The 25,664-nt window shown below is 62.4% G+C and carries 21 protein-coding genes, 2 tRNA genes and 3 rRNA genes; 18 read left to right on the forward strand and 8 right to left on the reverse strand.

The window, feature by feature from the left end:
- The first annotated feature begins 38 nt into the window (after nt 1-38).
- The 7 genes from LSQ66_RS00405 (at nt 39) to rrf (ending at nt 9,401) form a co-directional block, all read left to right on the forward strand.
- Nucleotides 39-1,775 carry a DUF418 domain-containing protein gene (locus tag LSQ66_RS00405; RefSeq protein ID WP_231767856.1) on the forward strand — a complete coding sequence of 579 codons (1,737 nt, stop codon included), beginning with the start codon at nt 39-41 and terminating at the stop codon, nt 1,773-1,775.
- Complete coding sequence (locus LSQ66_RS00410; RefSeq protein ID WP_307730240.1) at nt 1,776-4,139, forward strand: penicillin acylase family protein; 2,364 nt, start codon at nt 1,776-1,778, stop codon at nt 4,137-4,139. It begins immediately after the preceding gene.
- Between the two features lie 246 nt (nt 4,140-4,385).
- Nucleotides 4,386-5,916, forward strand: a 16S ribosomal RNA gene (locus LSQ66_RS00415).
- Nucleotides 5,917-5,979: 63 nt separating this feature from the next.
- Nucleotides 5,980-6,056: transfer RNA gene (locus LSQ66_RS00420), tRNA-Ile, on the forward strand.
- A 9-nt stretch (nt 6,057-6,065) separates the two neighbouring features.
- Nucleotides 6,066-6,141: transfer RNA gene (locus LSQ66_RS00425), tRNA-Ala, on the forward strand.
- A gap of 170 nt (nt 6,142-6,311) precedes the next feature.
- Nucleotides 6,312-9,185 (forward strand): 23S ribosomal RNA (locus LSQ66_RS00430).
- Between the two features lie 103 nt (nt 9,186-9,288).
- A 5S ribosomal RNA gene (gene rrf, locus LSQ66_RS00435) occupies nt 9,289-9,401 on the forward strand.
- The 16S, 23S and 5S rRNA genes sit together here with 2 tRNA genes alongside, the layout of an rRNA operon.
- Nucleotides 9,402-9,449: 48 nt before the next feature.
- Here rrf and LSQ66_RS00440 read toward each other — a convergent pair.
- From LSQ66_RS00440 to LSQ66_RS00450, 3 genes are all read right to left on the reverse strand, one after another.
- Complete coding sequence (locus LSQ66_RS00440) at nt 9,450-9,800, reverse strand: DUF1840 domain-containing protein (protein ID WP_231767857.1); 351 nt, start codon at nt 9,798-9,800, stop codon at nt 9,450-9,452.
- Nucleotides 9,801-9,879: 79 nt separating this feature from the next.
- The gene (locus LSQ66_RS00445; protein WP_231767858.1) at nt 9,880-10,377 is read right to left on the reverse strand and encodes a hypothetical protein; all 498 of its coding nucleotides are present in this window, start codon (nt 10,375-10,377) and stop codon (nt 9,880-9,882) included.
- Nucleotides 10,378-10,405: 28 nt separating this feature from the next.
- Nucleotides 10,406-11,914 carry a YifB family Mg chelatase-like AAA ATPase gene (locus tag LSQ66_RS00450; RefSeq protein WP_231767859.1) on the reverse strand — a complete coding sequence of 503 codons (1,509 nt, stop codon included), beginning with the start codon at nt 11,912-11,914 and terminating at the stop codon, nt 10,406-10,408.
- Between the two features lie 202 nt (nt 11,915-12,116).
- Here LSQ66_RS00450 and LSQ66_RS00455 point away from each other — a divergent pair, with 202 nt between their 5' ends.
- The 3 genes from LSQ66_RS00455 to LSQ66_RS00465 all read left to right on the forward strand — a co-directional run bounded on the left by LSQ66_RS00455 (nt 12,117) and on the right by LSQ66_RS00465 (nt 15,074).
- Nucleotides 12,117-14,198, forward strand: a complete 2,082-nt coding sequence (locus LSQ66_RS00455) for a TonB-dependent receptor (RefSeq protein WP_231767860.1) — start codon at nt 12,117-12,119, stop codon at nt 14,196-14,198.
- A gap of 74 nt (nt 14,199-14,272) precedes the next feature.
- Nucleotides 14,273-14,854: a sigma-70 family RNA polymerase sigma factor gene (locus LSQ66_RS00460; protein WP_231767861.1), complete on the forward strand. Its 582-nt coding sequence runs from the start codon at nt 14,273-14,275 to the stop codon at nt 14,852-14,854.
- A gap of 4 nt (nt 14,855-14,858) precedes the next feature.
- The gene (locus tag LSQ66_RS00465) at nt 14,859-15,074 is read left to right on the forward strand and encodes a zf-HC2 domain-containing protein (protein ID WP_231767862.1); all 216 of its coding nucleotides are present in this window, start codon (nt 14,859-14,861) and stop codon (nt 15,072-15,074) included.
- 31 nt (nt 15,075-15,105) lie between these two features.
- Here the strand turns inward: LSQ66_RS00465 and LSQ66_RS00470 are convergent, their stop codons facing one another.
- The 4 genes from LSQ66_RS00470 to bufA2 form a co-directional block, all read right to left on the reverse strand.
- Nucleotides 15,106-16,323, reverse strand: a complete 1,218-nt coding sequence (locus LSQ66_RS00470) for a lactonase family protein (protein ID WP_231767863.1) — start codon at nt 16,321-16,323, stop codon at nt 15,106-15,108.
- A gap of 76 nt (nt 16,324-16,399) precedes the next feature.
- On the reverse strand, nt 16,400-17,203 hold the full coding sequence (locus LSQ66_RS00475; protein WP_231767864.1) for an HvfC/BufC N-terminal domain-containing protein: 804 nt from the start codon (nt 17,201-17,203) through the stop codon (nt 16,400-16,402).
- Nucleotides 17,200-18,039, reverse strand: coding sequence for an MNIO family bufferin maturase (gene bufB / locus LSQ66_RS00480; protein WP_231767865.1), 840 nt, complete (start codon nt 18,037-18,039; stop codon nt 17,200-17,202). The genes LSQ66_RS00475 and bufB overlap by 4 nt, the downstream gene beginning before the upstream one ends.
- Before the next feature lie 48 nt (nt 18,040-18,087).
- Nucleotides 18,088-18,360: a BufA2 family periplasmic bufferin-type metallophore gene (gene bufA2, locus LSQ66_RS00485; protein ID WP_231767866.1), complete on the reverse strand. Its 273-nt coding sequence runs from the start codon at nt 18,358-18,360 to the stop codon at nt 18,088-18,090.
- 183 nt (nt 18,361-18,543) lie between these two features.
- Between bufA2 and LSQ66_RS00490 the strand changes: the two genes are divergently transcribed.
- From LSQ66_RS00490 to LSQ66_RS00500, 3 genes are all read left to right on the forward strand, one after another.
- Nucleotides 18,544-19,143, forward strand: a complete 600-nt coding sequence (locus LSQ66_RS00490) for a sigma-70 family RNA polymerase sigma factor (protein ID WP_269449122.1) — start codon at nt 18,544-18,546, stop codon at nt 19,141-19,143.
- Between the two features lie 85 nt (nt 19,144-19,228).
- Complete coding sequence (locus tag LSQ66_RS00495) at nt 19,229-19,492, forward strand: BufA1 family periplasmic bufferin-type metallophore (RefSeq protein WP_231767867.1); 264 nt, start codon at nt 19,229-19,231, stop codon at nt 19,490-19,492.
- 66 nt (nt 19,493-19,558) lie between these two features.
- Nucleotides 19,559-20,017: a DoxX family protein gene (locus LSQ66_RS00500; protein WP_231767868.1), complete on the forward strand. Its 459-nt coding sequence runs from the start codon at nt 19,559-19,561 to the stop codon at nt 20,015-20,017.
- Nucleotides 20,018-20,051: 34 nt separating this feature from the next.
- Here LSQ66_RS00500 and LSQ66_RS00505 read toward each other — a convergent pair whose 3' ends face one another.
- Nucleotides 20,052-20,306, reverse strand: a complete 255-nt coding sequence (locus LSQ66_RS00505) for an accessory factor UbiK family protein (RefSeq protein WP_231767869.1) — start codon at nt 20,304-20,306, stop codon at nt 20,052-20,054.
- A gap of 218 nt (nt 20,307-20,524) precedes the next feature.
- Between LSQ66_RS00505 and LSQ66_RS00510 the strand changes: the two genes are divergently transcribed.
- The 5 genes from LSQ66_RS00510 (at nt 20,525) to gshB (ending at nt 25,662) form a co-directional block, all read left to right on the forward strand.
- A complete protein-coding gene (locus LSQ66_RS00510; RefSeq protein ID WP_231767870.1) occupies nt 20,525-21,292 on the forward strand; it encodes a TorF family putative porin in 768 nt (255 codons plus the stop codon).
- 13 nt (nt 21,293-21,305) lie between these two features.
- Nucleotides 21,306-21,644 carry a P-II family nitrogen regulator gene (locus tag LSQ66_RS00515; protein WP_231767871.1) on the forward strand — a complete coding sequence of 113 codons (339 nt, stop codon included), beginning with the start codon at nt 21,306-21,308 and terminating at the stop codon, nt 21,642-21,644.
- Between the two features lie 12 nt (nt 21,645-21,656).
- Entirely contained in the window at nt 21,657-23,210 is a 1,554-nt protein-coding gene (locus tag LSQ66_RS00520) for an ammonium transporter (protein ID WP_269449123.1), read from the forward strand.
- A 121-nt stretch (nt 23,211-23,331) separates the two neighbouring features.
- Nucleotides 23,332-24,633 (forward strand): glutamate--cysteine ligase, encoded by a 1,302-nt coding sequence (gshA, locus tag LSQ66_RS00525; RefSeq protein ID WP_231767872.1) that lies wholly within the window; start codon nt 23,332-23,334, stop codon nt 24,631-24,633.
- Nucleotides 24,634-24,711: 78 nt separating this feature from the next.
- A complete protein-coding gene (gshB, locus tag LSQ66_RS00530) occupies nt 24,712-25,662 on the forward strand; it encodes a glutathione synthase (protein WP_231767873.1) in 951 nt (316 codons plus the stop codon).
- Nucleotides 25,663-25,664 lie beyond the last annotated feature (2 nt).

Consider the following 25,664-nt stretch of genomic DNA (forward strand, 5'->3'; position numbering starts at 1 on the left):
CTGGCACACTTCTGCAATAACAAAAAAGGGATAACGTCATGGAAGCACACCTGCCGCAGGCCGCAGCGCCTGCACTGAGCCCCACCGCTGGAGGCGAGCGTATCGAGGCGCTCGATGTCGTACGGGGCTTTGCCCTGATCGGCATCCTGATCATGAATGTGGAGTTCTTCAACCGCCCCATCTCCGAGCTGGGCTCGGGCATCGCGGCAAGCCGCACCGGCCTCGACCTGATCGTCGCCTACATCGCGCAGTTCTTCGTCACCGGCAAGTTCTGGACCATCTTCTCCCTGCTGTTCGGCATGGGCTTTGCCGTGATGCTGACCCGCGCCGAACGCGCGGGCCGCAGCTTCCTCGTTCCGTACATGCGCCGCATTGCGGCCCTGGCAGTGTTCGGGGCCCTGCATCACATCTTCCTGTGGTCGGGCGATATCCTCTTCAGCTACGCCGTTGCCGCAACGGCGCTGCTGATCGTGCTGTATGGCCGCGCGAAATGGATCGTTACGGCCATCGTGCTGTGCGTGCTGACGGGCCTTGCGCCGAATTTCGCTGGCATGGCCGGCGTGCCGAAGGAGTCCCTGCCTGACCTGGGCGCCTTCTTCGGCTTCGCAGGCGGCCTGGCATTCTTCGGCTTCGCCGCCTGGTGGCTGCGCGGTGAGCAGCGCGTGAAGCGCTTCAATATGCCGGCCGTGGCGCTGGTACTGCTTGTGGCGGGCGCCATCGCCCTGATCGCAGGCATCGTCCTGAATGTGCTGCCGAACATCCCCCGCGAACCGCGCTTCGTGCTGCCCGTGCTGGGTACCGCGCTTCTCACGCTCGGCCTGCTGACCCGCAAATATCATGAGCCGGTCAGCTCGCGCCCCTGGCGCCTGGGTATTGGCGTCTACTGCTTCTCCTTCTTCATGATGACCGCCGTCGGCGCCGCGGTCTACATGTTCCCCAACAAGCCGGTTACGCCTGCTGCTACAGCTGCTGCAACGGCTCCCGTAAAGGCAGGTGACGCCAAGAAGGCCGAACCGGCCAAGGACAGCCCGGAAGCGAAAGCGGCCGAACGCGCCAAGCGCCTGAAGGAACGCCAGGACAAGATCGACAATGAAGTCCGTGTCCTGACCAAGGGCAGCTATGCCGACGGCGTGGCGATGCGCCTCGCGAATTTCAAGGAGCACGCGCCGGGCGAAGTCGGTTTCGCGACGATCCTGATCGGCATGTTCCTGCTGGGTTCCTGGTTCGTCCGTTCCGGCATCATGGAGAACACCAGGGCCCACCTGCCGCTGTTCCGCAAGCTGGCCATGTATGCACTGCCGCTCGGCATCGGCATGGGCCTGCTCGGTTCCCTGATCGCCATCCGCGCCGTGCCGGGCTCCGGCGGCGCCGACGGCTACCAGTTCGCGAGCGGCCTGCTCATGCTGGGCAACCTGCCTGCCTCCCTCGGCTACGTGGGCCTGGTGATCGTGATGCTGCACAGCCAGGCGTTCTCGAAGATCCGCGTGCTGGCGCCTTTCGGCCGCATGGCCCTCACCAACTACCTGATGCAGTCGCTGATCGCGTCCATCGTCTTCTTCAACTGGGGGTTCGGCAACTTCGGCATCAGCCGTCCGGCGCAGATGGGCTATGTCGTGTGCGTGGTGGTGGCGCAGGTCGCATTCAGCCACTTCTGGCTCTCGCAGTTCCGCTTCGGCCCGATGGAATGGCTGTGGCGCGCGGTGACCTACTGGACCATTCCGCCGATGCGCCGCGAAACTCCGGCGGCAGTGCCGGCGGCGGCGGGCGTACATTAATTGCGGTTCGCTGTCCTGAGCGCGGCTTCGGCCGCGCTTTTCGCGTCCTCAACCTGGGCGGCATCCGTGCCGCCCATCGCGCTTGCCGGACTGGCGCAGCCGGCGCGCATCCAGGTGGACAAGTGGGGCGTGGCCCATCTCTACGCCGCCGATAGGAAAGACCTCTTCTTCGTCCAGGGCTTCAACGCCGCGCGCGACCGGCTGGCGCAGATCGACCTTTGGCGCCGCCGTGGCCTGGGGCGCCTGTCCTCCGTCTTCGGTTCCGCCTACGTGGAGCAGGACCGGGCAGCACGCCTTTTCCTGTACCGCGGCGACATGGCCGCCGAATGGCGCGCGTACGGCGAAGGGGCGCAGTCCATCGCCGAGCGCTTCGCCGCAGGCATCAATGCCTATATCGATCTCGTCGAACGCAAGCCGGAGCTCCTGCCCTTCGAATTCCGCCAGCTGGGCTACAAGCCCGAGAAGTGGGCGGCGGAAGATGTGGTGCGCATTCGCAGCCACGGCCTCACGCGCAACCTGCTGCAGGAATTCGAGCGCGCCTACGTGGTCTGCCATGCGGACCTGAAGGCGGACGAGATACGCTACCAGCTCTCGCCAGCCTGGGTAACGAAAGTGCCCGAGGGGCTCGACCCCTGTTTCCCCGAGAACGCGCTGGACGTATTCACGCTGGCCACGGAGCCTGTCCGCTTCGACCGCAAGACGCTGAAGCCTTCGCAGGCCTCGCTGGATGCGCAGCGCATGGAGGGCAGCAACAACTGGGTCGTTGCGCCCTCGCGCACGGCGAGCGGGCGGCCAATCCTGGCGAACGATCCGCACCGCGCTTACGGCGCGCCTTCGCTGCGCTACATCGTTCACCTCAATGCGCCGGGGCTCGATGCCATCGGCGCAGGGGAACCGGCGCTGCCGGGCATCTCCATCGGCCATAACGGCAAGATCGCATTCGGCCTCACCATTTTCGGTATCGACCAGGAAGATCTCTACGTCTACGAGATCAATCCGGCCAACCGGTTGCAGTACAAGTACAAGGGCAAGTGGGAGAACTTCCGTGTCGTGAAGGAGAGCATTCCGGTACAGGGCGGACGCACCGCGTCCGTGGAGCTGCGCTTCACGCGGCATGGCCCGGTCATCTTCGAGGAGCGCGGCAAGAACCGCGCGCTCGCCGTGCGCACGGCGTGGTCCGAGCCGGGCACCGCACCGTACTTCGGCAGCATCGACTACATGACGGCGCAGAACTTCGACCAGTTCCGCGCCGCGATGGCGCGCTGGGGCGCGCCCGCCGAGAACCAGGTGTACGCGGACACGGCGGGCAATATCGGCTGGGTAGCGGGCGGCATCGTACCCCAGCGCCCGAACCATGACGGGCTGCTGCCCGTCCCTGGCGACGGCCGCTACGAATGGAGCGGCTTCCTCGATGGCCGCAAGCTGCCATCGCTCCTGAATCCGAAGCAGGGCTGGTTCGCCAGCGCGAACGAAATGAACCTGCCCGCGGATTTCCCCTACAAGGAATACAAGCTCGGTTTCGAGTGGCCGCACAACGCGCGCGTCCAGCGCATCGGCGATGTCCTGTCCCGCAACGGGCGGGCGACGATCGAGGATATGCAGCGGCTGCAGAACGATGTGGTGTCCCTGCCTGCGCGCAGGCTGCTCGCGGTGCTGAAGCAGGTAAAACCGAACAACCAGCGCACGCAGGCGGCGCTTCGCCTGCTGGGAGGCTGGGATGGCGAGGTGACGACAGGATCGAACGCCGCCGCTCTCTTCGAGGTATGGTGGACGCGCCATCTGGGCAATGCCTTCAAGGCGGCTCTCCTGCCGCCAACGGCCGCACGCGCCATGGGCGTGCCGAGTACAAGCCTGCTGCTCGATACCCTCGAGAGACCGGAGGCGCGGCTGGGTTCCCCAGGCAAGCGCGATGAGCTGATACTCTCCAGCCTTGCCGCGGCCTGGGGCGATATGGAACGCATGCTGGGCCCCGACTCCGCGAAGTGGAAGTGGGGCGACCTGCAGTTCAGCTATTTCATGCACCCCCTGTCGCAGGCGGTGGACGAGGCGACCCGGGCGAAGATCGATGTCGGGCCGTTTGCGCGTGGAGGCAGCTCCTTCACCGTCAACCAGTCCAGCTATCACCCCGTGAACTTCTGGCAGATCAACGGTCCGTCCTTCCGCGTCATTATCGACGTTGGCGCCTGGGACAACTCGGTGGCCATGAATGCGCCGGGCCAGTCCGGCGATCCGGCGAGCGCGCACTACCGCGACCTGGCGTCCAGCTGGGCGGCCGGGCAGTACTTCCCGCTGGCCTATTCGCGCAAGGCTGTCGATGCCGTGACCGAAACGACAATCGAACTGGTGCCCGCGAAACGCAAATAAGTGCAGGGCAGGGGTTGACGAAGCTCAGCCGAGCCTGCATAATCTCGTTTCTCTGCTGCTGACAAACACAACGCTTTGTCGAACAACGCAGCGATCTTTAAAAATTAACAGTCGATAAGTGTGGGCGTTTGAAGAAGTGCACGGAGCTTAGGCTCCGATGCTCAAATAATAGATTCAAACGTTCACAAGAAATATGTCAGTATTTTGAGTGAATGACCCCAATGGAAACATTGGAAAACAGAGATTGAACTGAAGAGTTTGATCCTGGCTCAGATTGAACGCTGGCGGCATGCTTTACACATGCAAGTCGAACGGCAGCGCGGGCTTCGGCCTGGCGGCGAGTGGCGAACGGGTGAGTAATGTATCGGAACGTACCCAAGAGTGGGGGATAACGTAGCGAAAGTTACGCTAATACCGCATACGATCCAAGGATGAAAGCGGGGGACCTTCGGGCCTCGTGCTCCTGGAGCGGCCGATATCTGATTAGCTAGTTGGTGAGGTAAAGGCTCACCAAGGCGACGATCAGTAGCTGGTCTGAGAGGACGACCAGCCACACTGGGACTGAGACACGGCCCAGACTCCTACGGGAGGCAGCAGTGGGGAATTTTGGACAATGGGGGCAACCCTGATCCAGCAATGCCGCGTGAGTGAAGAAGGCCTTCGGGTTGTAAAGCTCTTTTGTCAGGGAAGAAACGGCTGTGGCTAATATCCACGGCTAATGACGGTACCTGAAGAATAAGCACCGGCTAACTACGTGCCAGCAGCCGCGGTAATACGTAGGGTGCAAGCGTTAATCGGAATTACTGGGCGTAAAGCGTGCGCAGGCGGTTTTGTAAGTCTGTTGTGAAATCCCCGGGCTTAACCTGGGAATGGCAATGGAGACTGCAAGGCTGGAATCTGGCAGAGGGGGGTAGAATTCCACGTGTAGCAGTGAAATGCGTAGAGATGTGGAGGAACACCGATGGCGAAGGCAGCCCCCTGGGCTAAGATTGACGCTCATGCACGAAAGCGTGGGGAGCAAACAGGATTAGATACCCTGGTAGTCCACGCCCTAAACGATGTCTACTAGTTGTCGGGTCTTAATTGACTTGGTAACGCAGCTAACGCGTGAAGTAGACCGCCTGGGGAGTACGGTCGCAAGATTAAAACTCAAAGGAATTGACGGGGACCCGCACAAGCGGTGGATGATGTGGATTAATTCGATGCAACGCGAAAAACCTTACCTACCCTTGACATGGCAGGAATCCTGGAGAGATCCGGGAGTGCTCGAAAGAGAACCTGCACACAGGTGCTGCATGGCTGTCGTCAGCTCGTGTCGTGAGATGTTGGGTTAAGTCCCGCAACGAGCGCAACCCTTGTCATTAGTTGCTACGAAAGGGCACTCTAATGAGACTGCCGGTGACAAACCGGAGGAAGGTGGGGATGACGTCAAGTCCTCATGGCCCTTATGGGTAGGGCTTCACACGTCATACAATGGTACATACAGAGGGCCGCCAACCCGCGAGGGGGAGCAAATCCCAGAAAGTGTATCGTAGTCCGGATTGTAGTCTGCAACTCGACTGCATGAAGTTGGAATCGCTAGTAATCGCGGATCAGCATGTCGCGGTGAATACGTTCCCGGGTCTTGTACACACCGCCCGTCACACCATGGGAGCGGGTTTTACCAGAAGTAGGTAGCTTAACCGCAAGGGGGGCGCTTACCACGGTAGGATTCGTGACTGGGGTGAAGTCGTAACAAGGTAGCCGTATCGGAAGGTGCGGCTGGATCACCTCCTTTCTAGAGTCGCACGGACTCAAACGTTCACACTTATCGGCTGTTAGTAGAAGAAGAAACGAGCGCGGGTCTGTAGCTCAGCTGGTTAGAGCACCGTGTTGATAACGCGGGGGTCGTTGGTTCGAGCCCAACCAGACCCACCAAGTACACGCGGGGGATTAGCTCAGCTGGGAGAGCACCTGCTTTGCAAGCAGGGGGTCGTCGGTTCGATCCCGTCATCCTCCACCACTATCCTTAGCTAAGAAGATATTTTTAGCTAAGTGTAGTTCTCGTTCTTTAACAATCTGGAAGAAGTAAAGTTTTATTAAGCGCACACAGCAATGTGTGTACTTAGGGTAGTAGTAAAACTCATCAAACACAGTAGTAAATGCTTAGAACTATAGCCGTCAAGGTTATAGGGACAAGTGAATAAGTGCACATGGCGGATGCCTTGGCGATTACAGGCGATGAAGGACGTAGAAGTCTGCGATAAGCTTCGGGGAGCTGACAAACAAGCATTGATCCGAAGATTTCCGAATGGGGAAACCCGGCCTTTTAGGTCATCGTTAGCTGAATACATAGGCTAACGAAGCGAACGCGGCGAACTGAAACATCTAAGTAGCTGCAGGAAAAGAAATCAACCGAGATTCCCAAAGTAGTGGCGAGCGAAATGGGAAGAGCCTGTACGTGATAGTCGTTTGGATAGTGGAACGCCCTGGAAATGGCGGCCATAGCGGGTGATAGCCCCGTACACGAAATTCAAGCGGTGGTACTAAGCGTACGACAAGTAGGGCGGGACACGAGAAATCCTGTCTGAAGATGGGGGGACCATCCTCCAAGGCTAAATACTCGTAATCGACCGATAGTGAACCAGTACCGTGAGGGAAAGGCGAAAAGAACCCCGGGAGGGGAGTGAAATAGATCCTGAAACCGTGTGCATACAAACAGTCGGAGCCTCTTCGTGGGGTGACGGCGTACCTTTTGTATAATGGGTCAGCGACTTACATTCAGTGGCGAGGTTAACCAGATAGGGGAGCCGTAGAGAAATCGAGTCCGAACAGGGCGCCAGTCGCTGGGTGTAGACCCGAAACCAAGTGATCTACCCATGGCCAGGTTGAAGGTGCGGTAACACGCACTGGAGGACCGAACCCACTAATGTTGAAAAATTAGGGGATGAGCTGTGGGTAGGGGTGAAAGGCTAAACAAACTTGGAAATAGCTGGTTCTCTCCGAAAACTATTTAGGTAGTGCCTCAAGTATCACCACCGGGGGTAGAGCACTGTTATGGCTAGGGGGTCATCGCGACTTACCAAACCATTGCAAACTCCGAATACCGGTGAGTGCGAGCTTGGGAGACAGACGTCGGGTGCTAACGTCCGGCGTCAAGAGGGAAACAACCCAGACCGCCAGCTAAGGTCCCAAAGATTGGCTAAGTGGAAAACGAAGTGGGAAGGCTAAAACAGTCAGGATGTTGGCTTAGAAGCAGCCATCATTTAAAGAAAGCGTAATAGCTCACTGATCGAGTCGTCCTGCGCGGAAGATGTAACGGGGCTAAGCCAGTCACCGAAGCTGCGGATATGCGCAAGCATATGGTAGGAGAGCGTTCTGTAAGCCTGCGAAGGTGTCTTGTAAAGGATGCTGGAGGTATCAGAAGTGCGAATGCTGACATGAGTAGCGATAATGCGGGTGAAAAGCCCGCACGCCGTAAGCCCAAGGTTTCCTGTTCAACGTTCATCGGAGCAGGGTGAGTCGGCCCCTAAGGCGAGGCAGAGATGCGTAGCTGATGGGAAGCAGGTTAATATTCCTGCACCGTCGTATGATGCGATGGGGGGACGGATCGCGGAAGGTTGTCTGCCTGTTGGAATAGGCAGTTTCTGGTTCATAGAAGGCGCTTAGGCAAATCCGGGCGCGGAATTCAAGGGACTGGGACGAGCGAGCTTGTCTCGCGAAGCAATCGGAAGTGGTTCCAAGAAAAGCCTCTAAGCTTCAGTCATACGAGACCGTACCGCAAACCGACACAGGTGGGCGAGATGAGTATTCTAAGGCGCTTGAGAGAACTCGGGAGAAGGAACTCGGCAAATTGGTACCGTAACTTCGGGAAAAGGTACGCCTCGGTAGCTTGACCACTTTACTGTGGAAGGGCGAAAAGGTTGCAATAAACTGGTGGCTGCGACTGTTTAATAAAAACACAGCACTCTGCAAACACGAAAGTGGACGTATAGGGTGTGACGCCTGCCCGGTGCTGGAAGATTAAATGATGGGGTGCAAGCTCTTGATTGAAGTCCCAGTAAACGGCGGCCGTAACTATAACGGTCCTAAGGTAGCGAAATTCCTTGTCGGGTAAGTTCCGACCTGCACGAATGGCGTAACGATGGCCACACTGTCTCCTCCCGAGACTCAGCGAAGTTGAAGTGTTTGTGATGATGCAATCTACCCGCGGCTAGACGGAAAGACCCCATGAACCTTTACTGTAGCTTTGCATTGGACTTTGAACCAATCTGTGTAGGATAGGTGGGAGGCTTTGAAGCGGGGACGCCAGTTCTCGTGGAGCCAACCTTGAAATACCACCCTGGTTTGTTTGAGGTTCTAACCTTGGCCCGTAATCCGGGTCGGGGACAGTGCATGGTAGGCAGTTTGACTGGGGCGGTCTCCTCCTAAAGTGTAACGGAGGAGTTCGAAGGTACGCTAGGTACGGTCGGACATCGTGCTAATAGTGCAATGGCATAAGCGTGCTTAACTGCGAGACCGACAAGTCGAGCAGGTACGAAAGTAGGACATAGTGATCCGGTGGTTCTGTATGGAAGGGCCATCGCTCAACGGATAAAAGGTACTCTGGGGATAACAGGCTGATTCCTCCCAAGAGTTCATATCGACGGGGGAGTTTGGCACCTCGATGTCGGCTCATCACATCCTGGGGCTGTAGCCGGTCCCAAGGGTATGGCTGTTCGCCATTTAAAGTGGTACGTGAGCTGGGTTTAAAACGTCGTGAGACAGTTTGGTCCCTATCTGCCGTGGGCGTTGGAAATTTGAAGGGGGCTGCTCCTAGTACGAGAGGACCGGAGTGGACGAACCTCTGGTGTACCGGTTGTCACGCCAGTGGCATTGCCGGGTAGCTAAGTTCGGAAGAGATAACCGCTGAAAGCATCTAAGCGGGAAACTTGCCTTAAGATGAGATTTCCCGGAGCCTTGAGCTCCTTGAAGGGTCGTTCGAGACCAGGACGTTGATAGGTCAGGTGTGGAAGTGCAGTAATGCATTAAGCTAACTGATACTAATTGCCCGTACGGCTTGTCCCTATAACCTTGACGGTTATGCGCATTTACCAGTGTTTGAGAACACTACCCTCTACTTCTTCCAGATTCAGGCTGCAGCGACGCCGCTGCGGCCGTACAAGTCATGCCTGATGACCATAGCAAGTCGGTCCCACCCCTTCCCATCCCGAACAGGACCGTGAAACGACTCTGCGCCGATGATAGTGCTGCAACCAGTGTGAAAGTAGGTTATCGTCAGGCTGTTATTCCGAAGAGCCCGCTAGTTGATCTAGCGGGCTTTTTCTTTTATTACACGCCCCACATGATATGTTCGCCGCCGTCCCGCGCGGCGCGCAGCATCTCCAGCAGCGGATAGGCGCGCTGGGCAAATCCAACATGCAGTTTCTCCGCCAGCTCGACCACCTCCGGATCGTCCGGCAGCTGGTGGCTGTGTCCCTGGTTCGCGTGCTCGGCGTCCACTTCCGGGTGCAGCTTGCTGAGAGCAACTTCCTGCTCCAGCACCGTGAGTGCTTCGCCGGCTTCTTCGGCGGTGATGACGCCGCGCGTCGGACTCTTGTGCAGCAGGTCCAGGATACGCTGGGCGTGCTCCTGGTACATCATGACGGCGGGGGAGGATTTGGATTTGAACGTGATTAGCATGGCGCGCTTCCTGACGTTTTTGTTGTCCTGTCCTAACAATAGCACGTCTACCAAAAGGAGTTCGTGCGCGCGCTATCGTTCAGTTCAACTTGAACGAACTCATGAAGGTATCGACATTTTCCTGTCGGAAATCCCGCTCCGGTCCGAGCACCACCACCTGGTAAACGCGCTTGCCGCGCGCCAGGAAACGGCCGTGCATCAGCATGGGCACGCCCCGGTTCTGGCCGCGTGCCTCGATGTTGAAGCCGCCGTCCTTGGTGCTTTCCTTGCCGCCCGCCGCGCCGATATTGCGCAGCATGGCCGTCTTCATGGCCTGCACCGCCAGCTGGGCCTTGGCCGGATCCGCCACCTCGGCGCTGCCCACCGCGAACAGCGTGCCGTCGATGTCGGCGGCCGACATGGTCATGTTGACCTGCTGGCCGTCCAGATCCACGCTGCGGCTGAAGGTGGCGGGCTTGCCGGGGAAGAGCACGGCGTACGGCGCGTCGCTGCTGCGGTAGTCGCGCCAGTCGAACTTGGGGCTGCAGGCGCTGAGTGCTGCAGCAGCGAGAAGAGGAATCACAAAGCGGGTTTTCATCCTGCGATGGTATCAGCTCACCCCCTTGCTAGAAAGCCCTGAGCGCCCGCCGCAGCTGGATCGCTTCCGAAACGTGAAGCTGGCCGACGGTGTCGGCGCCGCTCAGGTCGGCGATGGTGCGGGCGACACGCAGCACGCGGTGATAGGCGCGCGCCGACCAGTGGAACTGCAGCATGGCGTGGCGCAGGGTGGATTGTCCATGCCGGTCCGGCTTGCAGAAGCGGTCGATCTCGCGCGTGCTCAGATGGCGGTTGCTCTTGCGCTGGCGTGCCATCTGCCGCTCGAAGGCCTTGCGTACCCGGGCTGCGATGAGGGAGGAGGCTTCGCCTTCCACTGCCGACTGCAGGGTATCGGGCGGCACCGGGCCGACTTCGACCTGGATATCGATGCGGTCCAGCAGCGGCCCGGAGATCCGGCCCTGGTAGCGCATGATGGCGTCCGCTGAACAACTGCATTTTCCGGAGGGGTGGCCGAGGTAGCCGCAGGGGCAGGGATTCATGGCTGCGATCAGCTGGAAGCGCGCAGGGAATTCGGACTGGCGTGCGGCGCGCGAAATGGTGACGCGGCCGGATTCCAGCGGCTCGCGCAGCACTTCGAGCACGCGGCGGTCGAACTCGGGCAGCTCGTCGAGGAACAGCACGCCGCAGTGCGCGAGCGAGATCTCGCCGGGACGCGGCAGGCTGCCTCCTCCCACGAGGGCCGCGCCGGAGGAGGTGTGATGCGGCGCGCGGAAGGGCCGCAGCTTCCAGTCCTCGATGGCGAAGCCGCCCGTCAGCGATTGCACGGCTGCGGCCTCCAGCGCCTCGTCCTCCGTCATCTCCGGCAGCAGTCCCGCGAAGCGCGCCGCCAGCATGGTCTTGCCCGTGCCGGGTGGGCCGACCAGCAGGACCGAATGCGATCCCGCTGCCGCCACTTCGAGCGCACGCTTTACGCTCTGCTGTCCCTTCACATCGGCAAAATCGGCTGTCTGCAGGCTGGCGGCGGCAGGGGCCGGATGATGGCGCCGCAGCCGCGCACTGTCGTCCGAGGCGCAAAGGTGGCGGCAGACTTCCAGCAGCGTATGCGCCGGGTAGATGGTCGCGTCGCGCACCAGGGCCGCTTCATCGGCGTTCCCGGCAGGCAGGATGAAGGCGCGCCCGCCCGCGCCGCGCATGGCGAAGGTCATCGCCAGCGCCCCCCGGATCGGCCGCAGTTCGCCCGTCAGCGAGAGCTCGCCAGCAAACTCGTAGCGTTCCAGTGCGCGCGCCGGAATCTGCTGCGAAGCTGCGAGTATGCCGAGCGCAATGGGCAGGTCGAAGCGTCCGGACTCCTTCGGCAGGTCGGCGGGCGCAAGGCTGACGGTGATGCGGTGCTGCGGTACGTCGTAACCGGCGTTGACGATGGCCGCGCGCACCCGGTCGCGCGATTCCTTCACTTCGGTTTCCGCCAGGCCGACGATATGGAAGGCGGGGAGGCCGTTGGCCAGATGGACCTCGACGCTCACTTCCGGAGCCTCCATGCCGGCCAGGGCACGGCTTTTGACGACAGCAAGGCTCATGCGCTCCTCCATTGGCGACTGCTCAACCTTGGCATGCTAGCCCTTGCGCGAACGTCCTCCTTGAGCGGCCACAAAGTGCCGAATGCATGTCTTGCAAGATGGAAGTATATCAAGGATAATAATGAGAATCATTATCAATAACTAGCCAGCCAATCCGTTTCCTGGAAGCGGTCGCCAGCCAAACCACCCAGGATAGAAGAAGATGGCTTTGACCAAATCCCCCCTCGCGCTGGCGATTGCCCTGGCGCTCCCGCACTTCCCCGCATTTGCCGCCGACGAAACCGACACGACGCTGCCGACGGTGACCGTTAACGCCGCCCGCGAAGCCGCGTATAACCCAACGAGCGCCACCAGCGCCACGAAGATCGACGCGCCGCTGCGCGATATTCCGCAAACCGTGAACGTTGTGCCGCAAGCCGTGCTGCGCGACCAGGGCGCGCATTCGATGCAGGACGTGATGAAGAATGTGCCGGGCGTGGGCCTGTCGCACGGCGACGGCCAGCGCGACCAGGTGACCATTCGCGGCTTCACCGCCATCGCCGACCAGTTCATCGACGGCATGCGCGACGACGCGCTGTATTTCCGCGACCTCTCGAACGTGGAACAGATCGAAGTGATCAAGGGCCCCGCGTCGGTGCTGTATGGCCGCGGCTCCTCCGGCGGCCTGATCAACCGCATCAGCAAGAAGCCGGGCATCGATCTCAATGAAGTAAGCCTCACGCTGGGCAGCTGGAGCCAGAAGCGCGGCGAGTTCGATTTCGCGCGCAAGCTCGATGGCGGCGCCGCTTTCCGCGTCACCGGCGCGGTGGAGGATTCGGACAGCTATCGTTCGCAGCAGTTCCTGAAGCGCGAAGCCTTCGCGCCTTCCGTGTCCTTGCGCCTTGGCGCGGATACCACGCTGCTGCTGCAGGCAGAATACCTGCACGACCGGCGCCTGACGGACTTCGGCGTTCCCGCCTGGCACGGCCGTCCTGTCGACGTGGATGCTTCGGTCTACTACGGTGCGGCGAACGCGCGCGATGCCGATGTCAGCGAGGCGCGCGTGAAGGCAGGCGGTTTCCAGCTGGAGCACCGCTTCAATGGCGCTTTCACGCTGCGTAACAACTTCCGCTATTACGACTACACCCTGGCGCGCAACAACACCCTGGTCGGCTCGGTCAACGAAACCACGCTGAAGGTGTCCCTCAACCGCAGCAATGTGAAGCGCGCGGAAGACGGCTACTTCAACCAGCTCGAGCTGGTGCAGAAGGCTGGCATGCACCAGCTTCTGTACGGTATTGAAATCGGCAGGCAGGACAAGGACCAGCTGTTCCGCACCCAGAACAATATCGCCACGGTGGACCTGTTCAAGCCCGTCCTGCCGGTGATGCCGATGAATGTGACGGCTGCGCCGTCCACCGACAACCTGGGCATCCTGACCGTGGCCTCGGCCTATGTGCAGGACCTGGCTACGCTGTCGCAGGAATGGAAGCTGCTCGCAGGTGTGCGCTACGACGACTTCAAGCAGGAAACGCGAGAGCGCCGCGCAGGCCAGGCGAACCTGGACCGTACCGACCGCGCATGGAGCCCGCGCGTGGGCCTCGTGTACCAGCCGTCGGCCGTGCAGTCCTACTACGCCTCTTTCAGCAAATCCTTCCAGCCATCGGGCGAGAGCTTCCCGCTGGCGGCCAACAACGCCTCCATCGAGCCTGAGAAGACCACCAACAAGGAGGTGGGCGCGAAGCTGGATCTCCTCGGCGGCATGGCCTCGCTGACCGCCTCGCTGTTCCGCCTTGAGCGCACGAACATCAAGAGCACCGATCCCGTGACCAACCGCCTGCTGCCCATCGGCACCCAGCGCACGGACGGCGTGGAAGTGAGCTTCACCGGTGAACTGGGGCAGGGCTGGCAGATCGTGACCGGCTATGCGTGGCTGGATGCCGCGATCACGGAGTCCATCGCGCGTGACGACGGCCAGCTGGTGAAGGGCAAGCGCCCCACGCTGACGCCGCGTAACAGCGCAAGCCTATGGCTGAGCAAGGCGCTCGGCGGCGGCTTTGGCGCCGGCGCCGGGGTGAGTTCCGTCGCTTCGCGCTTCGCCAATCCGGGCAACACGGTGACGCTGCCGGGCTATACGACGGTGGACGCGATGGCCTACTACCGCGAAGGCCCTTACGACATCCAGCTGAACCTCACCAATCTGTTCGACCGCAGCTACATCGTCGCGGGCCATGGTTCGAGCAAGTTCCTCAACCTTCCGGGGGCACCGCGCGCCGTCCAGCTGACGGCACGCTACCGCTTCTGACCCGCCGTTCCCGCGCCGCGCAGGCAGCCCTGCGCGGCGTGGTAGGATTGCTCATCGGTTAGAGGAGTGCCAACATGCTCACCATCCACCAGCAGCTGGAGGCGATGCGCCCGGCCTTGCTGCGTTTCGCCTTGCTTCAGCTGCGCAACGACGCCCTGGCGGAGGACGCCGTGCAGGACGCCCTGCTGGCCGTGCTGGAGAAGCCGGACCGTTTCGCGGGCCAGTCCTCTCTGCGCACCTATGTCACCGGCGTGATGAAGCACAAGATCATCGACCTTTTGCGCAGCAGCACGCGCGAGCGCCAGTTCGAGGTGTCGGAGGAGGACGGCGAGGAGATGATCGACGCCCTGTTCAAGCCGGACGGGCATACCTGGGACATGCCCCGCAACTGGGGCGATCCGGACGCCACGCTGGAGCGCCAGGAATTTTTCTCCATCATGGAGCTGTGCCTCGAAAAACTGCCCCGCAACACGGCCCGCATCTTCCTGATGCGCGAGTGGCTGGAATTCGATACCAGCGAGATTTGTAAGGAACTGGGCTGTTCCACGTCTAATGCCTGGGTGATGCTGTATCGCGCGCGCCTGCGCCTGCGGGAGTGTCTCGATCTGAACTGGTTCGGTAATCAGCCGGACCCGGCGAACCATGAAAGGACGTGAGGCGATGTCATTGAAACCGACCTGCAAGGAGGTGCACCGCCTTGTCTCCGAGGGGCTGGACCGCAATCTCAGCCTGACGGAACGTTCCCGCGTGCAGATGCATCTGCTGGTATGCCGCGCCTGCGAGCGCTTCAACGGGCAGATGGACCTGCTGCGCCGCGCCATGCGGCGCTATGAGGTCCCGGTCGACCCGCCTTCCGACGAGCCCCCCAGGAACTGAGAAGCTGCCCCGCGTGCGGGGCAGCCAACCATCACACGCCCGCCAGGCCCTGCAGGCTAAGCTTGGTCGAGGTGCCGATCGCCGTTTCGCCGACCTTGTTCAGCTTTCCGTCCGCTGCAATCGAATACACCACCACCTTGTCCGCGCCCAGGTAGGTCGAATACAGGAACTTGCTGTCCGGGCTCACCCAGGAGTCGCCCGCCACGCTGCTCACGCCGGTGAGCACCGAAGGCTCTTCCGCTGCCACGGACTGCAGCAGGGTCACCGCGCCGTTGGCCGCGATGGCATAGGAGGAGATGGATCCGCTGCCGTTGCCCACGAAGGCGAATTTGCCGTTCGGCGTAATCGACAGCCAGCATGGCGCACCCACGCCGGTCGCCGCGGCCTGGTTCAGCTGCGTCAGCATGCCGCTTTGCGACAGGGTGTAGGAGGTGAGCGACACGCCGGTGATGCCGGTGGACAGGTAGACCTGGCTGCTCAGTCCCGGCACGAAGAGGCCCGCGAAAGGCGTGGCGAACTGCGTGTTGTTGACCAGGGGCGCGCCCAGCGAGCCGTCCGCATTCATCGGGTAGGACAGCACGGCGTTCGTGCCCGTGCCAGCGCTCACCACCAGCCATTTGCCGTCCGGCGAAACCACCAACTGGGTCGGCGCGATGGACGCGGCGGCGAGGCCCGTGCCGGAGGCGATGTCGTACAGCCCGACCTGGGACAGCGCGCCATCGGCTTCAACGCGATAGGCTGCCAGCTTGGCGCCGCGCAGGAAGCTGGCGTAGAGATAGCCCTTCGAGTAGGCAAGGCTGTTCGGCGTCTGACCGGCGGTCTTGCTGTTTTTGCGCACGGTGAGCGCGCCGGTGCTCTGGTCGATGGCCATCACGGAGATGGACGAATCGCCGCCGTTGGCGACGAAGAGCTGCTTGTTGTCCGGGCTGGCGATCACGCTGAACTGGCTGCCCAGGGAATTGGGCCCCGGCGTGCCGTTCGCGCGCACGGCATTGGTGCCCACGCCTGCGGTAGCGGTGGCCTCCTTGCGCGTCAGCTTGCCGTCGGCCGCGCGCGTGAAGTGCACGACCGTGTTGGCCGTTTCGTTGGTCTGTGTGTACAGCTGCAGGGCCAGCGGCGGCGGTGGAGGCGGCGCCGGCGGCGTGCCGACCATGATTGCGGGGCTGTCGCTGCCGCCGCAGGCCGTCAGTGCGGCCGCGATGGCGATGGCGCTCAGGAACGAACGCCGACGGGGAAATGGTACTTGCATGGTTTCTCCAATATTGATCAAGGGGCCGGGCGGAAAAAAGCGCCACGTGACATGTGTCGCGCGGCGCGGCCCCGGCTTACAGCCTTTGCGGCCCGCAGTTGAAGCGGATGGCGGCCAGCAGTCCGTCCTGCAGCCAGCCGTACAGCCATGCGGTAATTTCGTGCAGTACTTCCTGGTCTGTGTAGCGCGCAGCGAGGCGCTCCGATACGGCGGCGAAGGTGTCGCCTTGCGCAAGCTCGCGCAGGGCATCGGCTTCGTGCAGGTCGAGCGAGCGGAAATGCGGCTGCAGGTCCCTGCGCCAAATGAGCCAGGTCACGGGCACGGCCGCGCGCATGGCCTCCGGCGGCGCTTCGCCACGGTCCAGGGCGAGCCAGATGGCGGGCGCGTTCCATTCGAAGGTGAGCAGCTGCGCCGAAGGATGGAGCAGGAAGCCGACGCCGTCCCAGCCTTGTTCCGAGATGCCTTGCAGGCCGTCGGCAGTGAGACTGCGTGCGTCCTCTGCATCGAAAGCAAGCGCCAGCGCCCATTCGAATTCGGCCAGTTCCGCAACGGCGGGATGGCCTGGCAGCTCGCGCGCGAGAAAGGCGGGAAAGTCCGCGCCGTACCAGCGCAGGCTCGACTCGGAGGAGGGCGTCAGCGCAATGTAGGCCATCGCCAGGTCGTGAAAGACGGCATCGCCGATGTAGGCATGCGTTCGCGCGAAGGCGGTGGACAGGGCTTCCTTCAAACGTATGCGATAGGCGTTGCGGTAGATGCCGACCCGTGAGCAGGCATCGAGGCCGGGACCCTGCACGATCTCCCGGCGCAGTTGCGATGCGCCGCATTCTTCCACCAGCAGGGCGGCCTGGAAGTTGGCGAACAGGGCTGCCAGGGCGCTCATGCAGCGGCCTCCTCGAAGCAGCCCGCCGCGATCGTTCGCGCCAGCGCGAGTTCCGCCACCATCTCGGCGAAGGGAGGAATATTGTCGTCGCGCTCGATCATGGTGGCGACAGGCCCGCAATGCTGCAGCGCCGCTTCGTACAGCCGCCATACCGGATCGGACACCGCCTCGTCGTGCGTGTCCACGATGTAGTGCCCATGGTCGCTGTGCCCTGCCAGATGGATCTGCTGCACGCGCGCTGCGGGAATGGCGCGCAGGTAGGCATAAGGGTCGAAGCCGTGATTGACGCTGCTGACGTAGATGTTGTTCACGTCCAGCAGGAGCAGGCAGTCCGCCTCCTCGGCCACGGCGGTCAGGAAGTCCCACTCGCTCAGGCTGTCCTGGGTGAAGGCGAGGTAGCTCGACACGTTTTCCAGCACGAGGGGGCGTTCAAGGATGTCCTGCACGCGGCGGATATTGGCTGCCACGAGCCGCACCATTTCGGCGGTATAGGGCAGGGGCAGCAGGTCGTGCAGGTGCACGCCATGCGCTCCGGTCCAGCACAGATGGTCCGATACCCAGAGCGGCTCGACGCGGCGCACCAGCTTCTTCAGCGCCCGCAGGTAGTCCAGGTCCGGTCCCGCAATGGAGCCGACCGACATGGATACGCCATGCATGGCCAGTGGGTAGTCCTGCCGGATGCGGTCGAGCATGTGCAGCGGCTTGCCGCCGGGGACCATGTAGTTCTCGGTAAGGATCTCGAACCAGTCCACCTGGCGCGGCTGATCGATGATGGCGGCGTAGTGGGCGGGGCGCAGGCCCAGCCCGAAGCCGGGAAAGGGAAGGCGTTTGACCATGATGCTGTCCTGAGGCGGAAGCGCCCCGTCCAGGCGGGGCGCTTCGGCTTACTTGTCCAGGTCCGCGATCTTGCCGTCCTTGGCCAGGCATTCCCTGGCCTTCATTTCGAGGAAGCCGCGGCCCTTGCAGCTGTTCTGGCCGCGGCAGGCGTTTTCCGCCGTGGCGCAGGCGCTGGTGCCCTTGCAGCTGTTGATGCCTGCGCAGTGGACCATGTCGCCCGCGCTCACGCTCGATTTCGGTGCGGCGTTGACCTGGCCCGATACGGCCATGGCTGCTGCTGCGGCGGCGATCATGGCGCCGGATTTGATGACTTGCTTCATAAGACCTCCAAAGGCAATAGGAATGTGTGGGCGCAAGGCCCGCCTGTCGGCGCGTTGGCCGATCGCTTGCATAGTCGCGGCGCGCAACGCAAACCTTACCGGCGCGGGATTCAAAAAAGTTTGTAAGGCCCTGCCGGGGCGGGCCGACAAAAGGCTCGCCAAATCCAGACGAGCGAGAAGAACTTGAGTGCCATCGACCTACCCCTGAATGTGCTGACGCCCGACTGCCTGCATCGCCAGCTCGAAGCCATGCGGCCGATGCTGCTGCGCTTCGCACAGCTTCAGCTGCGCGACGAGAACCTGGCCGAGGACGCGGTGCAGGAGGCGCTGCTGGCCGTGATCGAGAAGCCGGAGCGCTTCGCGGGCCAGTCGTCCCTGCGCACCTATGTGACCGGGATACTGAAGCACAAGATCGTGGATGCGCTGCGCAGGGTGACGCGCGAGCGCCGCTTCCATGGCCATGAGGAAGGGCTGGACGACGAGGTGATCGATGCCCTGTTCCAGGAGGATGGCCACACCCACAGCATGCCGCGCCAATGGGGCGATCCCGATGCGGCGATGGAGCAGAAGGAGTTTTTCCGCGTGATGGAGATGTGCCTGGCGCGCCTGCCGGAGAAGATAGCGCGCGTGTTCCTGATGCGGGAATGGCTGGAGATGGAGACCGAGGAGATCTGCCTTGCTGTGGGCTGCACCGCCGCCAACGCCTGGGTCATGCTGTACCGCGCCCGCATCCGGCTGCGCGAATGCCTGGACCTGAACTGGTTCGGTGCGCGGCCCGTGTAAGGAATCGAAGCGTCCGAACGACTATGCCTCAGCCGGATCTGCCGGCGAAGCTGGACCCACCAACAAACCCGATAGGAGATTCAAAATGGAAAAACGTCACGCACTGCTGGCATCGGCCCTGGCTGCCGCCTGCGCACTGGGCATGGGCAGCGCCCACGCCGCCGACGACAAGGCCGCCAAGGAGAAGTGCTTCGGCATCTCGAAGGCAGGCATGAACGACTGCGCCAGCACCACCGGCTCGCATTCCTGCGCAGGCCAGTCCAAGAAGGACATGGATCCGAACGAATGGAAGTATGTGGCCAAGGGCAGCTGCGAGAAGATGGGCGGCAAAACCGCTCCGGCCAAGTAATCCGCCTGTCCGGCCTGCGCGGTGTCGCTCGCCCCGCAGGCCGGCTGCTTTCCCCGGGAGTTTCTTATGCAATGGATTCTTGCACTGCACCGCCGCAGCGGCGTGTTCGATGCAGCCCTGGCCGACTGGGGCGGCTCCGCGCTCAGTCTCGCGCTGCGCCTCTACGTGGGCTGGCAGTTCTTCAAGGCAGGGATGGTGAAGCTGGGCGACTGGAGCGCCACCTTGGCCCTGTTCCGTACCGAATACCATGTGCCCGTGCTGCCGCCGGAGCTGGCGGCCGTGATGGGGGCGGGGGGAGAGATTGTGCTGCCCCTGCTGCTGGCCCTGGGGCTGCTGGCGCGGCCCGCTGCGCTGGGGCTGTTCTTCGTGAACGCCATGGCGGTGATTTCCTACCCACAGCTGTTCATGCTGTCCTGCCCCGCCGCGGTCAACGACCACAAATACTGGGGCATGCTGCTGCTGGTGCTGGCCGCTTTCGGCCCGGGACGCCTGTCCCTGGACCACTGGCTGAACCGCCGCCGGTAAACGGGCGAATGGGGGCGCTACGCCCCCTCCGCCATCACTGATCCGCGGCGTTCGCCGCGATCTTCGCTTCCAGTTCCGCCAGGCGGGTTTCCAGCAGCTCCAGGCGGGCGCGCGTCTTGGCCAGGACCTGGGCCTGGATGTCGAATTCCTCCCGCGTCACCAGATCCAGCTTGGCAAAGCCCTGGGTCATCATCGCTTTCACGTTCTTTTCAATGTCCTTGGCCGGCGAGTTGTCGATCGCGTGCTGGATCTTCGATTGCAGGTCCGAGAGAAAGGCGTTCATGTCCATGATGGTGCTCCGTGAGAATGGTTGTGTCATCCGCACCACATTGGTGCGCAAAGGGTGACGAATTGGTGCAAAAGCGGTCACATTCTCCTTATGGCAGCTATCGACCCAGCAACATTTGCTGGCACACATTCTGCTAACCGGATAAGAGACCGGACGATCAAGCTGAATTTTAAACCGCAACCGGAATAAAAGTTCCTCCAAAACCAAAGGAAATCGCCATGAAACAGAAAACCAAGCGCCTGCCCCTCGCCTCCGCAGTTCTTTTTGCTCTGGCAACGATGGCAGGCGGAATGGTGCAAGCCCAGGAAGCGCCTGCGGCCGCCCCGGAAGCCAAGCCGGACAACGAGATCGTCTATAACGTCGCGGTGACCAGCGACTACCGCTTCCGCGGCTATTCCCAGTCCCGCCTGAAGCCGGCGCTGCAGGGCGGCGCCGACTGGGTGAACAACCCCACCGGTTTCTACGCGGGCACCTGGGCCTCCACCATCAAGTGGGTCAAGGACGGCGGCGGCGATGCCAGCATCGAGTGGGATGTGTACGGCGGCAAGCGCGGCGACCTCGGCGGCGGCTTCGGCTACGACGTCGGCGGCCTGGGCTACATCTACCCTTCCAACGACCTGCACCCCAACGCCAATACCTTCGAGCTGTACGGCGCCGTGACCTACGGCGTGGGCTCGCTGAAGTATTCGCACTCGCTGACCAACCTGTTCGGCTTTGCCGACAGCAAGAACAGCAGCTACTGGGACCTGTCCGCCAATCCGGACATGGGCGACGGCTGGGTGGTCAACCTGCATGCGGGCCACCAGACCGTGAAGAACGTCGCCGACGCCAGCTATACCGACTGGAAGATCGGCGTGAGCAAGGACGTGGGCTTTGCCACCGTGTCCCTGGCCTACTTCGACACCAACACCAAGTTCTATGTGGCGCCGAACGGCAAAATCCTGGGGAGATCGGGCGCCGTGCTGACGATCTCGAAAACTTTCTGAACGCGAGGCTAGCATGAAACTCATTACCGCCATCATCAAGCCCTTCAAGCTCGACGAAGTCCGCGAGGCGCTGTCGGCGATCAATGTACAGGGCATCACCGTGACCGAAGTGAAGGGCTTCGGCCGCCAGAAGGGCCACACCGAGCTGTATCGCGGCGCCGAGTACGTGGTCGACTTCCTGCCCAAGACCAAGATCGAAGCGGCCGTGGACGACGACATCGTCGAACAGGCCATCGAAGCCATCGAAGGTGCGGCCCGCACGGGCAAGATCGGCGACGGCAAGATTTTCGTCTACGACCTGGAGCAGGTCATTCGTATCCGTACCGGGGAAACCGGCAACGACGCACTCTGAGGGGAAAACTGAATGAAGCAAACCATAACAAAGCTGCTTGCCGGACTGGCCGTCGCGCTGGCCGTGAGCGCAAGCGTTCCAGGCTGGGCACAGGATGCAAAACCGGCGGCGCCTGCCGCCAGCGCGGAAGCTGCGGCGGCCCCTGCCGCGTCAGCTCCGGCCGCGGCGCCCGAGACAGCGCCTGCGGCCCCGGCGGCTGCGGCAGCGGCCCCGGCCGCACCGGCCGCCGCGCCGGCGCCCACGCCGCAGAAGGGCGACACCGCCTGGATGTTCGTGGCCACCCTGCTGGTGATCCTGATGACGATTCCGGGCCTGGCCCTGTTCTACGGCGGCCTGGTGCGCGCCAAGAACATGCTGTCGGTACTGCTGCAGGTCTTCATGATCTTCGCGCTGATCATCGTGCTGTGGTGCCTGTACGGCTACTCGCTTGCCTTCACCGAGGGCAACAGCTTCTTCGGCGGCTTTGCGCGCGCCTTCCTGAACGGCATCTACGATCCGGCAGCGGGCGCCTTCGCCTACGCGGCCACCTTCAGCAAGGGCGTGGTGATTCCTGAATTTATCTTCGTCGCCTTCCAGGGCACCTTCGCCGCCATCACCTGCGGCCTGATCGTGGGCGCCTTCGCCGAGCGCGCGAAATTCAGCGCCGTGCTGGCCTTCGTGGTGCTGTGGTTCACCTTCGCCTACGTGCCCGTGGCGCACATGGTCTGGTTCTGGACCGGTCCGGACCTCATCACCAGCGCCGAAACCTCGGCCGCCGAGGCGGCCAAGGCAGGCTTCATCTGGCAGAAGGGCGCGCTGGACTTCGCGGGCGGCACCGTGGTGCACATCAATGCCGCCGTGGCGGGCATCGTGGGCGCCTTCATGATTGGCAAGCGCGTGGGCTATGGCCGCGAATCCATGGCGCCGCACTCGCTGACCATGACCATGATCGGCGCTTCCCTGCTGTGGGTGGGCTGGTTCGGCTTCAACGCCGGTTCCGCCCTGGAAGCGGGCGACGTGGCGGCCCTGGCCTTCATGAACACCCTGCTGGCCACGGCCGGTGCGACCGTGTCCTGGGTCTTCGGCGAATGGATCCTGAAGGGCAAGCCCTCCATGCTGGGCGGCGCTTCCGGCGCCGTGGCGGGCCTGGTGGCCATCACCCCGGCGGCCGGCTTCGTCGGCCCGATGGGCGGCTTGGTCATGGGCCTGCTGGCTGGTATCATCTGCCTGTGGGGCGTGAACGGCCTGAAGCGCATGATCGGCGCTGACGACTCGCTGGACGTGTTCGGCGTGCACGGCGTGGGCGGTATCCTGGGCGCCATCCTGACGGGCGTGTTCGCCGCGCCCTCGCTGGGCGGCCAGGGCATCTGGGACTATGTGGCCAACAAGGGCTCGCCGGACTATTCGATCGCGGGCCAGGTCATGACCCAGGCCACGGCGGTGGGCATCACCATCCTGTGGTCGGGCATTGTGGCGGTCATCGCCTACAAGCTGGTGGACATCGTGATCGGCCTGCGCGTGCCGGAAGAAGAGGAGCGCGAAGGCCTGGACATCACCAGCCACGGCGAATCGGCATATCATTCCTGATCCGCGAGGATTGGTAGGCCAAAGGCGCCCTGCGGGGCGCCTTTTTTGCTTTCCGGACCTTTAAATTGCCGCTTTTGCCCCAATTTGGTGATTTCGCAAGACCCACACGAAGGATATAAGCATGGTTCCCCACCTCGTCACGGCCCTGACCGGACCGCTGCTCGACCTCGAAGAAAAAATCCTGGCCGCCACGCCCGCCATCGAGCGCTGGTTCCGCCTGGAGTGGCAGGAGCACACCCCGCCGTTCTATTGCTCGGTCGATCTGCGCAACGCGGGCTACAAGCTGGCGCCGGTGGATACCAACCTCTTCCCCGGCGGCTTCAACCACCTGGCCACGGAGATGCTGCCCCTGTCCGTGCAGGCGGCCATGGCGGCCATCGACAAATACTGTCCGGACGCCCGCAACCTGCTGCTGATCCCCGAGGTGCACGAGCGCCACCCCACCTACCTGCAGAACGTGGCGCGGCTGATGCAGATCTTCCGCCAGACCGGGCTGCACGTGCGCCTGGGCACCCTGAACCCGGACATCACCCAGCCCACACCGCTGGCATTGCCTGATGGCAATATGCTGGTCCTGGAGCCGCTGGAGCGCTCGGCCAACGGGCGGCGGGTGGGGCTGAAGGATTTCGACCCCTGCACCATCCTGCTCAACAACGACCTGTCGGCGGGCATCCCGGCGATCCTGGAGAACATCCACGAGCAGAGCCTGCTGCCGCCCCTGCATGCGGGCTGGGCCCTGCGCCGCAAGAGCAACCACTTCAACGCCTACGACGAGGTGGCCAAGAAGTTCGGCAAGCTGATCGGCGTCGATCCCTGGATGGTCAATCCCTTCCACGCCAAGTGCGGCGAGGTGGACCTGCTGAGCGGGGAAGGGCAGGAATGCCTGGCCAGCAATGTGGACGCGGTGCTGGCCAAGATCCGCAAGAAGTACAAGGAATACGGGATGAAGGAGCAGAAGCCCTTCGTCATCATCAAGCCGGACGCGGGCACCTATGGCAAGGGCATCATCAGCATCCGCGATGCGAGCGAGCTGAAGGATCTGAGCGAGGCCCAGCGCAAGAAGATGTCCGTCATCAAGGACGGCAAGGTGGTGAGCGACCTCAACATCCAGGAAGGGGTGCCGACTTTCGAGCACATCAACGACGCGGTGGCCGAGCCCGTGGTCTACATGATCGACCGCTACGTGGTGGGCGGCTTCTACCGCGTGCATGCCGAGCGCGGGGTGGACCAGAACCTGAACGCGCCGGGCTCGCAGTATGTGCCCCTGGCCTTCGCCCAGCAGCACGCCGTGCCCGACCTGAAAGCCAAGCCCGGCACGGCCGCGCCGAACCGCTTCTACGTCTACGGCGTGGTCGCCCGCCTGGCGCTGCTGGCCGCCTCGCTGGAAATGGAGCGCACCGACCCCAACCCGGAAGTCTACTGACCGCCGTTCCCGCCTGCCCGGGAACGGCAAAAAGCGATCTCGGCTAAAATCGGCTATTACTTTGTAATGGATGTGCCAATGAAAATCGCTTTCCTCGCCGATCCGCTGGCAAGTTTTAAGATATATAAGGATTCCACCTTTGCCATGATGGCCGAGGCGGCCAGGCGCGGGCACCAGGTCTTCGCCTTCCAGCAGCGCCATATGGCCTTGCGCGACGGCAAGGTGACCACCTATGCCAGCCGCATCCACCTCACCGGCGACAGCAATCACTGGTACACGGCCGACGCCGCCGAGGACCTGCCGCTCACGGCCTTCGATGCCATCGTCGAGCGCAAGGATCCGCCCTTCAATATGGAATACGTCTACGGCACCTATCTGCTGGAGCAGGCGGAGCGCCAGGGCGCGCGGGTGTTCAACAAGCCTTCCGCCATCCGCGACCATAACGAGAAGCTGTCCATCGCGCAGTTCCCGCAGTTCACCTCCCCCACGCTGGTGACCTCCGACGAGACCCGCCTGCGCGATTTCCATGCGGAGCACAGCGACATCATCCTCAAGCCCCTGGACGGCATGGGCGGCACCGGCATCTTCCGCGTGAAGTCCGATGGCCTGAACCTGGGCTCCATCATCGAGACGCTCACCAATAACGGCCATACCACGATCATGGCGCAGCGCTATATTCCGGACATCGTGAAGGGCGACAAGCGCGTGCTGGTCATCGGCGGCAAGCCGGTGCCGTTCTCGCTGGCGCGCATCCCCCAGGCGGGCGAGGTGCGCGGCAACCTGGCGGCAGGCGGCACGGGCGTGGCGCAGCCGCTCACGGCGCGCGACCGCGAAATCGCCGAATCCATCGGCCCGGAACTGGCGGCCCGCGGTCTATTGCTGGTAGGATTGGATGTGATCGGCGATTACCTCACCGAGGTGAACGTCACCAGCCCGACCTGCTTCCAGGAGATCACCCAGCAGACCGGCTTCCAGGTCGCGGCGATGTTCATCGACGCGCTGGAGGCGGCAGTGCAGGCGGGCCACTAAGG

This window comes from Massilia endophytica (assembly GCF_021165955.1).
Taxonomy (GTDB): domain Bacteria; phylum Pseudomonadota; class Gammaproteobacteria; order Burkholderiales; family Burkholderiaceae_D; genus Rugamonas; species Rugamonas endophytica.

Coding starts and splice junctions, on each gene's coding strand:
- LSQ66_RS00405 (WP_231767856.1), top strand. CDS start 39: ATGGAAGCACACCTGCCGCAGGCCGCAGCGCCTGCACTGAGCCCCACC.
- LSQ66_RS00440 (WP_231767857.1), bottom strand. CDS start 9,800: ATGCTAATCACGTTCAAATCCAAATCCTCCCCCGCCGTCATGATGTAC.
- LSQ66_RS00445 (WP_231767858.1), bottom strand. CDS start 10,377: ATGAAAACCCGCTTTGTGATTCCTCTTCTCGCTGCTGCAGCACTCAGC.
- LSQ66_RS00450 (WP_231767859.1), bottom strand. CDS start 11,914: ATGAGCCTTGCTGTCGTCAAAAGCCGTGCCCTGGCCGGCATGGAGGCT.
- LSQ66_RS00455 (WP_231767860.1), top strand. CDS start 12,117: ATGGCTTTGACCAAATCCCCCCTCGCGCTGGCGATTGCCCTGGCGCTC.
- LSQ66_RS00460 (WP_231767861.1), top strand. CDS start 14,273: ATGCTCACCATCCACCAGCAGCTGGAGGCGATGCGCCCGGCCTTGCTG.
- LSQ66_RS00465 (WP_231767862.1), top strand. CDS start 14,859: ATGTCATTGAAACCGACCTGCAAGGAGGTGCACCGCCTTGTCTCCGAG.
- LSQ66_RS00470 (WP_231767863.1), bottom strand. CDS start 16,323: ATGCAAGTACCATTTCCCCGTCGGCGTTCGTTCCTGAGCGCCATCGCC.
- LSQ66_RS00475 (WP_231767864.1), bottom strand. CDS start 17,203: ATGAGCGCCCTGGCAGCCCTGTTCGCCAACTTCCAGGCCGCCCTGCTG.
- bufB (WP_231767865.1), bottom strand. CDS start 18,039: ATGGTCAAACGCCTTCCCTTTCCCGGCTTCGGGCTGGGCCTGCGCCCC.
- bufA2 (WP_231767866.1), bottom strand. CDS start 18,360: ATGAAGCAAGTCATCAAATCCGGCGCCATGATCGCCGCCGCAGCAGCA.
- LSQ66_RS00495 (WP_231767867.1), top strand. CDS start 19,229: ATGGAAAAACGTCACGCACTGCTGGCATCGGCCCTGGCTGCCGCCTGC.
- LSQ66_RS00500 (WP_231767868.1), top strand. CDS start 19,559: ATGCAATGGATTCTTGCACTGCACCGCCGCAGCGGCGTGTTCGATGCA.
- LSQ66_RS00505 (WP_231767869.1), bottom strand. CDS start 20,306: ATGGACATGAACGCCTTTCTCTCGGACCTGCAATCGAAGATCCAGCAC.
- LSQ66_RS00510 (WP_231767870.1), top strand. CDS start 20,525: ATGAAACAGAAAACCAAGCGCCTGCCCCTCGCCTCCGCAGTTCTTTTT.
- LSQ66_RS00515 (WP_231767871.1), top strand. CDS start 21,306: ATGAAACTCATTACCGCCATCATCAAGCCCTTCAAGCTCGACGAAGTC.
- LSQ66_RS00520 (WP_269449123.1), top strand. CDS start 21,657: ATGAAGCAAACCATAACAAAGCTGCTTGCCGGACTGGCCGTCGCGCTG.
- gshA (WP_231767872.1), top strand. CDS start 23,332: ATGGTTCCCCACCTCGTCACGGCCCTGACCGGACCGCTGCTCGACCTC.
- gshB (WP_231767873.1), top strand. CDS start 24,712: ATGAAAATCGCTTTCCTCGCCGATCCGCTGGCAAGTTTTAAGATATAT.